Source organism: Variovorax sp. PDC80 (genome assembly GCF_900115375.1).
In the GTDB taxonomy this organism is placed as follows: Bacteria; Pseudomonadota; Gammaproteobacteria; order Burkholderiales; family Burkholderiaceae_C; genus Variovorax.
In genome coordinates this window covers 792,964-806,636 of sequence record NZ_FOWG01000002.1, presented here as the reverse complement: position 1 = coordinate 806,636, position 13,673 = coordinate 792,964, and the positions used below count along the sequence as shown (strand labels likewise).

Here is a 13,673-nt window from a genome sequence, read left to right as displayed (position 1 = left end):
GCGACAGCGTGCAGGTGCATGCTGTCGCCTTTTCACCGCCAAGCTCTACACTCGCCCCCGCTCACTCTTAAAGGAAATTGCCCATGTCTGATCCCCGCCCAGCCCACAAGCGAATCTTGTTGAAGCTGTCGGGAGAGGCACTGATGGGCGACGACGCCTTCGGCATCAACCGCGCCACCATCGTTCGCATGGTCGCGGAAGTGGCCGAGGTCGTGAACATGGGCGTCGAGGTGGCGGTCGTGATCGGCGGCGGCAACATCTTCCGCGGCGTCGCGGGCGGCTCGGTCGGCATGGACCGTGCCACGGCCGACTATATGGGCATGCTGGCCACGGTGATGAACTCGCTGGCGCTGGCCGATGCCATGAACAAGCAGGGGCTGGTGGCGCGCGTGATGTCCGCCATCGCCATCGAGCAGGTGGTCGAGCCCTACGTGCGGCCCAAGGCGCTGCAGTACCTCGAGGAAGGCAAGGTCGTGGTGTTCGCCGCGGGCACCGGCAATCCCTTCTTCACCACCGACACCGCCGCGGCGCTGCGTGGCGCCGAGATCGGCGCCGAGCTGGTGCTCAAGGCGACCAAGGTCGACGGCGTCTACAGCGCCGACCCGAAGACCCATCCCGATGCAACGCGCTACGCCAGCCTGACCTTCGATCAGGCCATCGCGCAGAATCTCGGCATCATGGACGCGGCAGCCTTCGCGCTGTGCCGCGACCAGAAGCTGCCGATCAAGGTGTTCTCGATCTTCAAGAACGGCGCGCTCAAGCGCGTCGTCATGGGCGAGGACGAGGGCACGCTGGTGCATGCCTAGGAGTATTTGAGAATGACCATTGCCGATATCCGCAGCACGACCGACGCGAAGATGAACCAGTCGATCGCTGCCTTCCAGAACAACCTCACCAAGATCCGCACCGGCCGTGCCAACGCCGCGCTGCTCGACTCGATCCATGTCGAGTACTACGGTTCGCAGGTGCCGCTGAGCCAGGTGGCCAACGTGTCGGTGCTCGACTCGCGCACGCTGAGCGTGCAGCCCTGGGAAAAGGGCATGGGCGCCAAGATCGAGAAGGCCATCCGCGAAAGCGACCTGGGTCTCAACCCGGCCTCGATGGGCGAGCTGATCCGCGTGCCGCTGCCGGCCATGAGCGAAGAGCGCCGCCGCGAGATGACCAAGCTGGTGCGCAACGAAGGCGAAAGCGCCAAGGTCGCGACGCGCAACCTGCGCCGCGATGCCAACGAATCGGTCAAGAAGCTGGTCAAGGACAAGCTGGCTTCGGAAGACGACCAGAAGCGTGCCGAAGCCGAGATCCAGAAGGTGACCGACCGCCACATCGCGGAAATCGATCGCCTGATCGCGGCCAAGGAAGCGGAGATCATGGCCGTTTGAGGCTGCCCATGGCCGCCTCCAAGCCGCAGACCATTCCCCATCACATCGCCATCGTCATGGATGGCAATGGCCGCTGGGCCACGCGGCGCTTCCTGCCCCGCGTGGCAGGGCACAAGCAGGGCGTGGAGTCGCTGCGCCGCTGCGTCAAGGCCTGCGTCGACCGCGGCGTGCGGGTGCTGACCGTGTTCGCCTTCTCCTCGGAGAACTGGAACCGCCCACCCGAGGAGGTCTCGGGCCTCATGGACCTGATGGTCGGCGCGCTGGCGCGCGAAGTGCCCAAGCTCGGCCGCGACGGCGTGCAGCTGCGCTTCGTCGGCGAGCGCGGCGGCCTGTCGCCGAAGATGGTGAAGGGGCTGATCGACGCCGAGAACGCCACGGCGATGAACGAGCGCCTGGTGCTCAACGTGTGCTTCAACTACGGTGGCCGCTGGGACATTGCCCAGGCCGCCGCCAAGCTGGCCGAGCGCGGCGAGCCGCTGACCGAGCTCAACCTCGACCGTGCGATGGCGCTCGCCCACGTGCCCGATCCCGACCTGTTCATCCGCACCGGCGGCGAACAGCGGCTGTCGAACTTCCTGCTCTGGCAGAGCGCCTACGCCGAGCTGTTCTTCAGCGACAAGCTCTGGCCCGAGTTCGACGAGGCCGCGCTCGACGAGGGCATCGCCGCATTCCAGAATCGCGAGCGCCGCTTCGGCAAGACATCGGCGCAGGTCACGACCAGCGCCAGACCCCGCCAGACGGCCTGAACCTCTCTCTCCCGGACGAACCCCGCTGCATGCTCAAGCAACGCATCCTCACGGCGATCGTCCTGCTGGCGATCCTTCTGCCGGCGCTTTTCTATCCTTCCTACGTTCCTTTCGGCTGCGTGATGCTGGTGCTGATCGGCGCCGCGGCCTGGGAGTGGGGGCGCCTCAACGGCTATGGCCAGCGGGTGTCCGTGTTCCTCGGCCTCGAGATGGTGGTGTTGTGCGCGCTCTCGTGGTGGCTCGGACTGCTCGAGCGACCGCTGCTGCTGCTGTGGACGCTCGCCAGCGCCGCCTGGGTGCTCGGCGGCGCGGCGCTGCTGCGCGCCGCGGTGCCGGGCTGGCCCAAGGTGCCGCGCGGCATCCGCCTCGTGGGCGGGCTGCTGGCGCTGTGGGTGGCCTGGCTGGCCGCGGTGCAGGCACGCCTGATCGGGATCAACTTCCTGCTCTCGATCCTGGTGCTGGTCTGGGTCGCCGACGTCTTCGCCTATTTCGCCGGCCGCGCCTTCGGCCTCAAGTTCACGCGGCGCAAGCTCGCGCCCGCGATCAGTCCCGGCAAGAGCTGGGAAGGCGTCTGGGGCGGCATGGCGGGCGTGGTGGTGCTGGCGCTGGCCTGGGTCTGGGCCGATGCCTCGGCGCAGGCCACGGTGGCCAGCCTCTACAGCCGGCTGGCGACGCGCGGCTGGTGGCTGCTGCTGCTCGGCGTGGTCTTCCTGGCGGCGATGAGCGTGGTCGGTGACTTGGTCGAATCTCTAATCAAGCGCAGCGCGGGCGCCAAGGACAGCAGCCGGCTGCTGCCCGGCCACGGCGGGGTGCTCGATCGGGTGGATGCCCTCTTGCCCACGCTCCCCATTGCAATGATGCTGGCTTTTCTGTGAACACTTCTCCCAGACAACGCGTGACGGTGCTCGGCTCGACCGGTTCGGTCGGCGTCAGCACGCTCGACGTCATCGCGCGTCATCCCGAGCGCTTCGAGGTCTTCGCGCTCTCGGCCGCCACCAAGGTCGACGAGATGCTCGCGCAGTGCGCGCGCTTCTCGCCGCGCTTCGCGGTCATGGCGAGCGAGGCCCATGCGGCCGCGCTGGCCGAAAAGCTCCAGCAGAACAATCTGCCGACCCGGGTCCTGTCGGGTGCCGGCGCTATCGAAGAGATAGCGTCGCACGACGAGGTCGATGCCGTCATGGCGGCCATCGTCGGCGCCGCGGGCCTCGGCCCCTGCCTGGCGGCCGCGCGCGCCGGCAAGCGCCTGCTGCTCGCCAACAAGGAGGCGCTGGTGGTCGGCGGCGACCTGTTCATGCGCACGGTGCGCGAGGGCGGGGCGACGCTGCTGCCGATCGACAGCGAGCATTCGGCCATCTTCCAGTCGCTGCCCGAGGATCCCGCCACCTGGGCGCGGCGCATCGACAAGATCATCCTCACCGCCTCGGGCGGCCCGTTCCGCACCCGTGCGCCCGACACCCTCGGCAGCGTCACGCCCGAGCAGGCCTGCGCCCATCCCAACTGGGTCATGGGGCGCAAGATCTCGGTCGACTCGGCCACCATGATGAACAAGGCCCTCGAGGTGATCGAGGCGCGGCACCTGTTCGGCGTGGCACCCGAGCAGATCGAGGTGGTGATCCATCCCCAGAGCGTGGTGCATTCGATGGTGCAGTTCACCGACGCATCGATCCTCGCCCAGCTCGGCACGCCCGACATGCGGGTGCCGATCGCCGTCGGCCTGACTTGGCCCGAGCGCATCGAGAGCGGGGCGGCGCGGCTGGATTTCCGCCAGTTGGCCGACCTGAGCTTCGATGCGCCCGACGCGGCGCTCTTCCCGGGCCTGGACCTGGCCTGGCAGGCGCTGCGCGCGGTGCCCGGCACCACGGCCGTGCTGAATGCCGCCAACGAGGTCGCGGTCGAGGCCTTCCTGGCACGCCGGCTGCGCTTCGATCGCATTCATGCGGTCAACATGGAAACTTTGGAGGCGGTCGCGCCCTCCAAGCCGGCGTCGCTGGCCGATCTGCTGGCCATCGACGCCAGCGCCCGCGCTGCCGCGAATGCCGCGGCGCTGCGCCTTTCCGCCTGACGCCTCGCGCGTCACCGATTTCAAGAAGCAAGGTTCCGGATGCTCACCCTCGTTGCATTCATCGTCGCGCTCGGCCTGCTGATCACCGTTCATGAATACGGCCACTACCGGGTCGCGGTCGCCTGCGGGGTGAAGGTCAAGCGCTTCGGCGTGGCCACGCTGCCGTTCGGCAGCCCCGACAGCCCCTCGCTGCTCGGCCGCATCCTCTGGCGCGTCAGCAAGCCCGTCTACGCCTGGAAGCCGCGGCGCCAGCATCCGGGCCAGGACACCGAGTTCGCCATCGGCCTGTTTCCCTTCGGCGGCTACGTGCAGATGCTCGACGAGCGCGAGGCCCCGGTGGCGCCCGAGGAGCGGCATCGCGCCTTCAACACCCAGCCGCTGCGTTCGCGCGCGGCCATCGTCGCGGCCGGTCCGATCGCCAACCTGCTGATGGCGGTGGTGCTCTACACGGCTGTGAACTGGATCGGCGTGCAGGAGCCGGTCGCAACTCTGGCGCGGCCGGTGGCCGCTTCGCTGGCCGAGCAGGCCGGGCTGCGCGGCGGCGAGCACATCGCCCGTGCCGGCTTCGAGGGCGACGACCTGACCGAGGTCCAGTCCTTCGAGGACCTGCGCTGGCGCATGACCCGCGGCGCGCTCGACGGCCACGACCTGACGCTCGAGGTGGCGGGGCAGGGCGGCCAGTCGGCCCGCACGCTGGTGCTGCCGCTGAGCCGCATCGAGGCCAAGGACGCCGACGCCCAGATGTTCCGCAAGATCGGCGTGCTCGCGCCCATGACCCGTCCCGAGATCGGCGAGGTGATGGCCGGCGGCGCCGGCGAGCGTTCGGGCCTGCGTCGCGGCGACCTGGTGCGCGCCATCGGCGACACCGCCATCGTCGACGGCCAGCAGCTGCGCGAGGCGATCCGCGCTTCGGTCAAGGAGGGCAAGGCGCTCGCGCTGCCCTGGCAGATCGAACGCGAAGGCCGCGTCCAGACGCTCGAAGTCACGCCCGAGGTGCGCGACGAGGGCGGCCTGAAGGTCGGCCGCATCGGCGCCTACGTGGGGGCGCCGCCCGACATGGTGACCGTGCGGCAGGGCCCGGTCGACGGCGTCTGGCGCGGCGTGGTCCGCACCTGGGAGGTCTCGGCGCTGACCGTGCGCATGATGGCCAAGATGGTCATCGGCCAGGCCTCAATCAAGAATCTCAGCGGCCCGATCACCATTGCCGACTACGCCGGCAAGTCCGCCAGCCTCGGTTTCACGCAGTACCTGGTGTTCCTCGCGCTCATCAGCGTGAGCCTGGGCGTGCTGAATCTGCTCCCGCTGCCGGTCCTCGATGGGGGGCACCTGATGTATTATCTTTGGGAGGGCCTGACCGGTAAAAGCGTCTCCGACGTCTGGATGGACTGGCTTGGGCGCGGTGGCGTTGCCCTGCTCCTGGTCATGATGTCGATTGCCTTGTTCAACGACACATCGCGGCTCTTTGGTTAACTATCTTGCCGGCCCTTTCCGCGCCGGATCAATTCACAGATGAACAAAAACTTCAGTCGCTTTCGCCTGCGTAGCGTTGCCGCACTGGTGGCCAGCACGCTCGCGGCCACGGCAGCCTGGGCCGTCGAGCCTTTCACCGTGCGCGACATCCGCGTTGAAGGCCTGCAACGCGTGGAGCCCGGAACCATCTTCGCGTCGCTGCCGCTGCGCGTGGGCGACACCTACAGCGACGATCGCGGTTCGGCCGCCATCCGCGCGCTGTTCGATCTGGGGTTGTTCAAGGACGTGCGCATCGACGTCAACGGCAATGTGCTGGTGGTGATCGTCGAGGAGCGCCCGACCATCGCCGACGTCGACTTCGTCGGCACCAAGGAATTCGACAAGGCCGCGCTGCAGAAGGCGCTGCGCGAAGTGGGCCTGACCGAAGGCCGGCCCTACGACAAGGCCCTGGCCGACCGCGCCGAGCAGGAGCTCAAGCGCCAGTACGTGAGCCGCAGCCTCTACAACGCGCAGGTCGTGACCACCGTCACGCCGATCGAGCGCAACCGCGTGAACCTGACCTTCACGGTCACCGAAGGCGATTCGGCACGCATCCGCGAAGTGCACATCGTCGGCAACAAGGACTTCAGCGAGAGCACGCTGCTCGACCTGTTCGACCAGGACAGTGGCGGCTGGCTCAGCTGGTACACCAAGTCGAACCAGTACTCGCGCGCCAAGCTCAATGCCGACCTCGAGACGCTGAAGAGCTACTACATCACGCGCGGCTACCTCGAGTTCCGCGTCGACTCGACCCAGGTCGCGATCTCGCCCGACCGCCAGGACCTGACGGTCACGGTGAACATCACCGAAGGCGAGAAGTTCGTCGTCGCGGGCGTCAAGCTCGACGGCAACTTCCTCGGCCGCGACGAGGAATTCAAGACCCTGGTCACGATCAAGCCGGGCGAGCCCTACAACGGCGAGCAGGTCACGGCGACCACCAAGGCCTTCACCGACTACTTCGGCACCTTTGGCTACGCCTTCGCACGCGTGCAGGCCAAGCCCGAGATCGACCGCACCAACAACCGCGTGACGCTGGTGCTGCAGGGCGAGCCCTCGCGCCGCGTCTACGTGCGCCGCGTGAACGTCGGCGGCAACACCCGCACGCGCGACGAAGTGATCCGCCGCGAATTCCGCCAGTACGAGGCTTCCTGGTACGACGGTGACAAGATCAAGCTCTCGCGCGACCGCGTGGACCGCCTGGGCTACTTCACCGAGGTGAACGTCGAAACCCAGGAACTGCCGGGTTCGCCCGACCAGGTCGACCTGCTGATCACCGTGGCCGAGAAGCCCACCGGCTCGCTGCAGCTGGGCGCCGGTTACTCGAGCGCGGAGCGGGTCTCGCTGACCTTCGGCATCCAGCAGGAAAACGTGTTCGGCTCGGGCAACTACCTGGGCCTGCAGGTCAACACCAGCAAGTCGAACCGCACGATCTCGGTGACCACCACCGATCCGTACTTCACCAAGGACGGCATCTCGCGCACGATCAGCGTCTATCACAACACGACCCGCCCGTACAACACGGCGGTCGACGGCGACTACCAACTGGTCAACCAGGGCGCCTCGATCCGCTTCGGCGTGCCGTTCAGCGAACTCGACACCGTGTTCTTCGGCATCGGCGTGGAGCGCTATGCCTTCAACGCCAAGAACACCTACGCGTTCCTGACCCCGAACTCCTACCGCAACTACTTCGGTTGCACCACGCGTCCGATTCCCAGCCTCGTGCCGGGCCTCAATTTCGACGTGATCGACGGCTGCTCGAACGACAGCGTCTGGGGCATCCCGCTGACCGTGGGCTGGGCGCGCGACGACCGCGACAGCGCGCTGGTCCCGACCAAGGGCCGCCTGCAACGTGCCAACCTCGAGGTTGGCATCGGCGGCGACATGCGGTACTTCAAGACCAACTACCAGTACCAGCAGTTCTTCCCGATCAACAAGCAGTACACCTTCGCGATCAACTCCGAAGTCGGCTACGGCAAGGCGCTCGGCGGCAAGGTCTACCCGATCTTCAAGAACTTCTACGCCGGTGGCCTGGGCTCGGTGCGCGGCTTCGAGCAGAACTCGCTCGGCCCGCGCGACGTGCCGCTGCTCGGCCAGACCGAAGGCGCCGCGCTCGGCGGTACCAAGAAGGCCATCTTCAACGCCGAACTCAGCACGCCGTTCCCCGGCGCTGGCAACGACCGCACGCTGCGCCTGTACGGCTTCTTCGACGCCGGCAACGTGTTCGGCTCGCGCTCGGCGGGCCTCACCGACGAGCAGTGGAAGGCTTCGAAGAAGATCCGCGCGTCGGTCGGCCTCGGCATCAGCTGGATCTCCCCGCTCGGCCCGCTGCGGATCGCCTACGCCGTTCCGGTGCGCCAGCAGAAGGAAGTGCAGGACCCGAACACGGGCGTCATCCTGATCCCGAAGGATAGAATCCAGCGCCTGCAATTCCAGATCGGAACTTCTTTCTAATGACGCATTTGATTCGCGCCGCGGCAGGCGCGTTGCTGATTCCCGCGATGACATGGATCGCGGCGCCTGCATGGGCGCAGGCGCAGGAAACATTTCGTATCGGCTTCGTCAATCCCGACCGCGTGCTGCGCGAGGCGCAGCCCGCGAAGGCGGCGCAGGCCAAGCTCGAGGCCGAGTTCCTCAAGCGCGAGAAGGACCTGACCACGCAGGGCGATGCCCTGAAGGCCGCGTCCGAGAAGTTCGAGCGCGAGGCCGCGGCCCTGCCCGAGAGCCAGCGCAACGCACGCCAGCGCACGCTGATCGAGCAGGACCGCGACTTCCAGCGCCGCCGCCGCGAATTCCAGGAAGACCTCAACGCCCGCAAGAACGAAGAGCTCCAGCAGGTCTACGACCGCGCCAACCGCGTGGTGAAGCAGGTCGCCGAAGCCGAGAAGTACGATGCGATCCTGCAGGAAGCGATCTACATCAACCCGAAGCACGACATCACCGACAAGGTGATCAAGGCGCTCAACGCCTCGGTGAGCACGCCGTCGTCCGCTTCCTCGCCCACGGGCGGCAAGTAACGCCGCGTACCGGCGTGGCACTGCAGCTAGGAGCCATCGTTGACGCCCTCGGGGGCGAGCTTCGTGGCGATGCGACGCTGTCCATCGAGCGCTTGTCCCCGCTCCAGAATGCACAGCCCGATGCGCTCAGCTTCCTGAGCCATCCCAAATACCAGCAGGAACTCGCGGCCTCCAGGGCCGGCTGCGTGATCGTGTCGCCCGCGATGAGCGATGCGGCGGCCGCGCGCGGCGCCTGCATCGTCACGCCCGACCCCTACCTGTACTTCGCGCGGCTCACGCAGCTGTGGAAAGCGAGCCATGCGCGGCCCGAGGCCGAGCGCATCCATCCCTCGGCCGTGGTTCATCCCGAAGCGCTGGTCGATCCCACGGCCCGCATCGGCGCGCTGTGCGTGATCGAGCGCGGTGCGCGCATCGGTGCCGGCACGGTGCTGAAGTCGCGCGTCACCGTGAGCGAGGACTGCTCGATCGGCGAGCGCTGCCTGCTGCATCCGGGCGTGGTCATCGGTGCCGACGGCTTCGGCCTCGCGCCGAGCAAGGAGGGCTGGGTCAAGATCGAGCAGCTCGGTGCGGTGCGCATCGGCAACGACGTCGAGATCGGCGCCAATACCTGCATCGACCGCGGTGCGCTCGACGACACCGTGCTCGAGGACGGCGTGAAGCTCGACAACCTGATCCAGATCGGCCACAACGTGCGCGTCGGCCGCAACACCGCGATGGCGGGCTGCGTCGGCGTGGCCGGCAGCGCGACCATCGGCGCCAACTGCACCTTCGGCGGCGGCGCCATCGTGCTGGGCCACCTGAGCGTGGCCGACAACGTCCACGTGTCCGCCGCCACCGTGGTGACACGCTCCATCCGCAAGGCCGGCCAGTACACCGGCATGTTCCCCATCGATGACAATGCGACCTGGGAAAAGAACGCTGCAACGCTCAAGCAGTTGCACAGCCTGCGCGAACGACTGAAGGCGCTGGAGAAGGCTCCCTCCCAACAATGAAGACGATGCAGGAACAGACCACCATGACGACGACGCTCGACATCCATCAAATCCTCAAGCTGCTGCCGCACCGCTATCCTTTTCTGCTGGTCGACCGCGTGCTGGACATGGAGAAGGGCAAGCGCATCACGGCGCTCAAGAACGTGACCATGAACGAGCCGTTCTTCAACGGCCACTTCCCGCACCGCCCGGTGATGCCTGGCGTGCTGATGCTCGAAGCCATGGCGCAGGCCGCGGCGCTGCTGTCGTTCCGTTCGCTCGACATCGTGCCCGACGACAACACCGTCTACTACTTCGCCGCGATCGACGGTGCGCGCTTCAAGCGCCCCGTGGAGCCGGGCGACCAGCTCACGCTGGAGGTCGAGATCGAGCGCATGAAGGCCGGCATCTCGAAGTTCAAGGGCCGGGCGCTGGTGGGCAGCGAGCTGGCCTGCGAGGCATCGCTGATGTGCGCGATGCGCCAGATCAACGCCTGACGATCGGCGCATGACGCAGGTTCATCCGACGGCCATCGTCGATCCCAAGGCCGAGCTCGACCCGTCGGTCGCGGTCGGTCCCTATACCGTGATCGGCCCGCACGTGCGTATCGGTGCGGGCACGACCATCGGCCCGCACTGCGTGATCGAGGGGCGGACCACCATCGGCCGCGACAACCGGATCTTCCAGTTCGCCTCGCTCGGCGCGATCCCGCAGGACAAGAAATACGCCGGCGAGCCGACCGAGCTGGTCATCGGCGACCGCAATCTCATCCGCGAGTTCTGCACCTTCAACCTCGGCGTGCCGGGGGCGGGTGGAGTGACCCGCGTGGGCCACGACAACTGGATCATGGCCTACACCCACATCGCGCACGACTGCCATGTCGACAACCACACGACGCTGGCCAACCAGACCACGCTGGCCGGTCATGTGCACCTAGCCGACTGGGTCACGATCGGCGGGTTGACGGGCATTCACCAGTTCGTTTCGATCGGTGCCCACGCGATGGTCGGCTTCGCCAGCGCGGTGTCGCAGGACGTGCCGCCTTTCATGCTGGTCGACGGCAATCCGCTGGCGGTTCGCGGCTTCAACATCGTGGGGCTGCGTCGGCGCGACTTCTCGGCCCAGCGGCTCGCGGCGGTCAAGCAGATGCATCGCCTGTTGTACCGCCAAGGCAAGACGCTCGACGAGGCACGCGCGGGCATCGCCGCGCTGGCCGCAGAGATGCCGGAAGCGGCCGAGGACATCGCGTTGATGGAATCCTTCATCGCCAACTCGACGCGCGGCATCGCGCGCTGAGGTGAGGGCGATGCAGAAGGACGCACAGCGGCCCGAACCGCGCCGTTTTGCGCTGGTCGCGGGCGAGGCTTCGGGCGACCTGCTCGCGGGTCTGCTGCTCGACGGCCTTCAGGCGCGCTGGCCCGATCTGCAAACCGCCGGCATCGGCGGCCCGCGCATGCTGGCGCACAGTTTCGAGAGCTGGTGGCCGCAGGAAAAGCTCGCGGTGCGCGGCTACATCGAGGTGCTGCGCCACTACGCCGAGATCGCCGGCATCCGGCGCCAGCTCAAGGCGCGGCTCTTGCGCGAATGGCCGGAGCTCTTCATCGGCGTCGATGCGCCCGATTTCAACCTCGACCTCGAGGCCGGCCTGCGCGGCCGCGGCATGAAGACGGTGCACTTCGTCTGCCCGTCGATCTGGGCCTGGCGGCCCGAGCGCATCGAGAAGATCCGCGCCGCGGCCGACCACGTGCTGTGCATCTTCCCGTTCGAGCCCGAGCTGCTGGCCTCGCAGGGCGTGCAGGCGAGCTACGTCGGGCATCCGCTGGCCAATGTGATTCCCATGACGGTCGACCGCGCGGCGGTGCGTGCCTCGCTGGGCCTCGCGCCCGACGCCCAGGTGGTGGCGCTGCTGCCGGGCAGCCGGCGCTCCGAGGTCCGCTACCTGGCGGCCCGCTTCTTCGAGGCCGCCGCGCTGATGCGCAAGGCGCGGCCCGCGCTGCGCTTCGTGGCGCCGATCCTGCCGGGGCTGCGCGCCGAGGTCGAGGCGCTGCTGAAGGCCAGCGGCCTGGGCGATGCGGTGACGCTGCTCGACGGGCAGTCGCATGCCGCGCTGTCGGCCTGCGACGTCACGCTGATCGCCAGCGGCACCGCCACGCTCGAGGCGGCGCTGTTCAAGCGGCCGATGGTCATCGCCTACAACATGAACAGCCTCTCGTGGCGGATGATGCAGCGCAAGCAGCTCCAGCCATGGGTCGGGCTGCCCAACATCCTGTGCCGCGACTTCGTGGTGCCCGAATTGCTGCAGGAGGCCGCGTCGCCCGAGGCGCTGGCCCAGGCCACGCTCGAATGGCTCGACGCCCCCGAGCGGGTGCGCGCGCTCGAGGCGCGTTTCGCCGAACTCCACGTGCAACTGCAGCGCGATACGCCGACACTGTGCGCCGATGCGATCCAGAAAGTTCTTGAAGGCTGAACAGGCGCCCCTGGCCTGGGACGCGCCCGGCCTGCTGGCGGGCGTGGACGAAGCGGGACGCGGTCCGCTGGCCGGGCCGGTGGTGGCCGCGGCCGTGATCCTCGACGACCAGCACCCGATCCGCGGCCTGGCCGACTCCAAGACCCTGACCGCGCTGCAGCGCGAGCGCCTGCACGACCAGATCATGGCCCAGGCGCTGTGCTGCTCGATCGCGCAGGCCAGCGTGGAGGAGATCGACACCCATAACATCCTGCAGGCGACCATGCTGGCGATGCGCCGCGCGGTCGAGGGCCTGCGCCTGAAGCCGACCAAGGTGCTGGTGGACGGCAACCGGCTGCCCCAGCTCGACGTGCTGGCCGAGGCCATCGTCAAAGGCGACGCGCGCGTGAAGGCGATCTCGGCCGCGTCGATCCTGGCCAAGGTGCACCGCGACCGGCTCTGCGAGCAATTGCACCAGGAGTTTCCGCACTACGGCTTCGCGGGCCACAAGGGCTACGGTACGCCCGAGCATCTCGAGGCCCTGCTGCAGCACGGCGCCTGCGTGCACCACCGGCGCTCGTTCAGTCCGGTGGCGGCTGCGCTGGCGCGCATGGCGCCGACCGTGCCGGTCGTCCAGGTCGAATCGCCGCTGCCCGCTGTGTCGGTGCAGGCCCAGGTCGTGGCCATCGAACTGCGCCCGGCGCCCTGATCCGATGACCACGCCCGCCGGCCCGAGCCGCATCAGCTCGCGCGACAACCCATTGCTCAAGGACCTGCGCAAGCTGGCGCAGGATCCGGGCGCCTACCGCAAGCTGGGTCGCATCTGGCTCGAAGGCGACCATCTGTGCCGCGCGGCGCTGGCACGCGGCGTGACGCCGGCGGTGGCCGTGTTCTCGCTGTCGTTCTGGCCGCAGGCGCCCACCGAATGGTCGCGCGACGCCGCCAAGACGGTGGTCGTCGACGACGAACTGCTGAAGGCGGCGAGCGGGCTGGAATCGCCGGCGCCGATGGGCTTCCTGCTTGAGCTGCCCGAACGGCCCGCGGTGCTGCCCGAGGCGCCGACCGTGGTGCTCGACCGGCTGCAGGATGCCGGCAACGTCGGCTCCGTGCTGCGCAGTGCCGCGGCCTTCGGCTTCCAGCAGGTGATCGCGCTCAAGGGCACGGCGGCGCTCTGGTCGCCCAAGGTGCTGCGCGCTGGCATGGGCGCCCATTTCGGCCTGCGGCTGATCGAGGGCGTCGATGCCGCGGCGCTCGAGGCGCTGGCGGTGCCGCTGGTCGCCACCAGCTCGCACCGCGGCGACTGGCTGCACGAGGCGAAGCTGCCGCATCCCTGCGCCTGGCTGCTGGGCCATGAAGGGCAGGGCGTGTCGGCCGCGCTGGAGGCGCTGGCCACGCACCACATCCGCATCGCGCAGCCCGGGGGCGAGGAGTCGCTCAACGTGGCCGCGGCCGCCGCCATCTGCCTGCACGCCAGCGGCGCGGCCACCCTGAAAAGATAAGAAACATTCTCAGTTGCCCGCCGGGTTCATGCCATTGACGCATGGCT

14 protein-coding genes are annotated in these 13,673 nt (G+C 68.1%); all 14 read left to right on the top strand.

The annotated features are described in order from the left end of the window. Window positions 1-83: 83 nt before the first annotated feature. Genes pyrH through BM109_RS09205 form a run of 14 tightly spaced genes read left to right on the top strand, consistent with a single transcriptional unit; the run spans window position 84 to window position 13,626 of the window. Window positions 84-806 (top strand): UMP kinase, encoded by a 723-nt coding sequence (gene pyrH, locus BM109_RS09270; RefSeq protein ID WP_057591659.1) that lies wholly within the window; start codon window positions 84-86, stop codon window positions 804-806. Between the two features lie 12 nt (window positions 807-818). Continuing rightward, window positions 819-1,379: a ribosome recycling factor gene (frr, locus tag BM109_RS09265; protein ID WP_093342271.1), complete on the top strand. Its 561-nt coding sequence runs from the start codon at window positions 819-821 to the stop codon at window positions 1,377-1,379. An 8-nt stretch (window positions 1,380-1,387) separates the two neighbouring features. Further along, a complete protein-coding gene (gene uppS / locus BM109_RS09260) occupies window positions 1,388-2,125 on the top strand; it encodes a polyprenyl diphosphate synthase (protein WP_093342269.1) in 738 nt (245 codons plus the stop codon). A gap of 29 nt (window positions 2,126-2,154) precedes the next feature. Then, window positions 2,155-3,000: a phosphatidate cytidylyltransferase gene (locus BM109_RS09255; protein ID WP_093342268.1), complete on the top strand. Its 846-nt coding sequence runs from the start codon at window positions 2,155-2,157 to the stop codon at window positions 2,998-3,000. Beyond that, window positions 2,997-4,187: a 1-deoxy-D-xylulose-5-phosphate reductoisomerase gene (gene ispC / locus BM109_RS09250; RefSeq protein ID WP_093342267.1), complete on the top strand. Its 1,191-nt coding sequence runs from the start codon at window positions 2,997-2,999 to the stop codon at window positions 4,185-4,187. The genes BM109_RS09255 and ispC overlap by 4 nt, the downstream gene beginning before the upstream one ends. 39 nt (window positions 4,188-4,226) lie before the next feature. Further along, window positions 4,227-5,657 (top strand): RIP metalloprotease RseP, encoded by a 1,431-nt coding sequence (rseP, locus tag BM109_RS09245; protein WP_093342265.1) that lies wholly within the window; start codon window positions 4,227-4,229, stop codon window positions 5,655-5,657. A 39-nt stretch (window positions 5,658-5,696) separates the two neighbouring features. Then, complete coding sequence (gene bamA / locus BM109_RS09240; RefSeq protein WP_093342264.1) at window positions 5,697-8,147, top strand: outer membrane protein assembly factor BamA; 2,451 nt, start codon at window positions 5,697-5,699, stop codon at window positions 8,145-8,147. Next, the gene (locus BM109_RS09235; protein WP_093342263.1) at window positions 8,147-8,710 is read left to right on the top strand and encodes an OmpH/Skp family outer membrane protein; all 564 of its coding nucleotides are present in this window, start codon (window positions 8,147-8,149) and stop codon (window positions 8,708-8,710) included. Before bamA ends, BM109_RS09235 begins: the two co-directional genes overlap by 1 nt. A 14-nt stretch (window positions 8,711-8,724) precedes the next feature. Then, window positions 8,725-9,702 carry a UDP-3-O-(3-hydroxymyristoyl)glucosamine N-acyltransferase gene (gene lpxD / locus BM109_RS09230; protein WP_093342261.1) on the top strand — a complete coding sequence of 326 codons (978 nt, stop codon included), beginning with the start codon at window positions 8,725-8,727 and terminating at the stop codon, window positions 9,700-9,702. Window positions 9,703-9,725: 23 nt separating this feature from the next. Beyond that, on the top strand, window positions 9,726-10,178 hold the full coding sequence (gene fabZ, locus BM109_RS09225; protein ID WP_057591688.1) for a 3-hydroxyacyl-ACP dehydratase FabZ: 453 nt from the start codon (window positions 9,726-9,728) through the stop codon (window positions 10,176-10,178). Between the two features lie 10 nt (window positions 10,179-10,188). Beyond that, window positions 10,189-10,977: an acyl-ACP--UDP-N-acetylglucosamine O-acyltransferase gene (gene lpxA / locus BM109_RS09220; protein ID WP_093342260.1), complete on the top strand. Its 789-nt coding sequence runs from the start codon at window positions 10,189-10,191 to the stop codon at window positions 10,975-10,977. 10 nt (window positions 10,978-10,987) lie between these two features. Further along, the gene (gene lpxB / locus BM109_RS09215) at window positions 10,988-12,148 is read left to right on the top strand and encodes a lipid-A-disaccharide synthase (protein ID WP_093342258.1); all 1,161 of its coding nucleotides are present in this window, start codon (window positions 10,988-10,990) and stop codon (window positions 12,146-12,148) included. Further along, complete coding sequence (gene rnhB, locus BM109_RS09210) at window positions 12,120-12,836, top strand: ribonuclease HII (RefSeq protein WP_093342257.1); 717 nt, start codon at window positions 12,120-12,122, stop codon at window positions 12,834-12,836. Before lpxB ends, rnhB begins: the two co-directional genes overlap by 29 nt. Window positions 12,837-12,840: 4 nt before the next feature. Further along, window positions 12,841-13,626: a TrmH family RNA methyltransferase gene (locus BM109_RS09205; RefSeq protein ID WP_093342255.1), complete on the top strand. Its 786-nt coding sequence runs from the start codon at window positions 12,841-12,843 to the stop codon at window positions 13,624-13,626. Window positions 13,627-13,673: the final 47 nt, after the last annotated feature.

Bases quoted from the DNA above. Each gene is read 5' to 3' on its own strand.
- BM109_RS09255 (WP_093342268.1), top strand. From the start codon at position 2,155: ATGCTCAAGCAACGCATCCTCACGGCGATCGTCCTGCTGGCGATCCTT.
- BM109_RS09205 (WP_093342255.1), top strand. From the start codon at position 12,841: ATGACCACGCCCGCCGGCCCGAGCCGCATCAGCTCGCGCGACAACCCA.
- frr (WP_093342271.1), top strand. From the start codon at position 819: ATGACCATTGCCGATATCCGCAGCACGACCGACGCGAAGATGAACCAG.
- lpxB (WP_093342258.1), top strand. From the start codon at position 10,988: ATGCAGAAGGACGCACAGCGGCCCGAACCGCGCCGTTTTGCGCTGGTC.
- fabZ (WP_057591688.1), top strand. From the start codon at position 9,726: ATGACGACGACGCTCGACATCCATCAAATCCTCAAGCTGCTGCCGCAC.
- lpxA (WP_093342260.1), top strand. From the start codon at position 10,189: ATGACGCAGGTTCATCCGACGGCCATCGTCGATCCCAAGGCCGAGCTC.
- BM109_RS09235 (WP_093342263.1), top strand. From the start codon at position 8,147: ATGACGCATTTGATTCGCGCCGCGGCAGGCGCGTTGCTGATTCCCGCG.
- pyrH (WP_057591659.1), top strand. From the start codon at position 84: ATGTCTGATCCCCGCCCAGCCCACAAGCGAATCTTGTTGAAGCTGTCG.
- rseP (WP_093342265.1), top strand. From the start codon at position 4,227: ATGCTCACCCTCGTTGCATTCATCGTCGCGCTCGGCCTGCTGATCACC.
- bamA (WP_093342264.1), top strand. From the start codon at position 5,697: ATGAACAAAAACTTCAGTCGCTTTCGCCTGCGTAGCGTTGCCGCACTG.
- rnhB (WP_093342257.1), top strand. From the start codon at position 12,120: ATGCGATCCAGAAAGTTCTTGAAGGCTGAACAGGCGCCCCTGGCCTGG.
- uppS (WP_093342269.1), top strand. From the start codon at position 1,388: ATGGCCGCCTCCAAGCCGCAGACCATTCCCCATCACATCGCCATCGTC.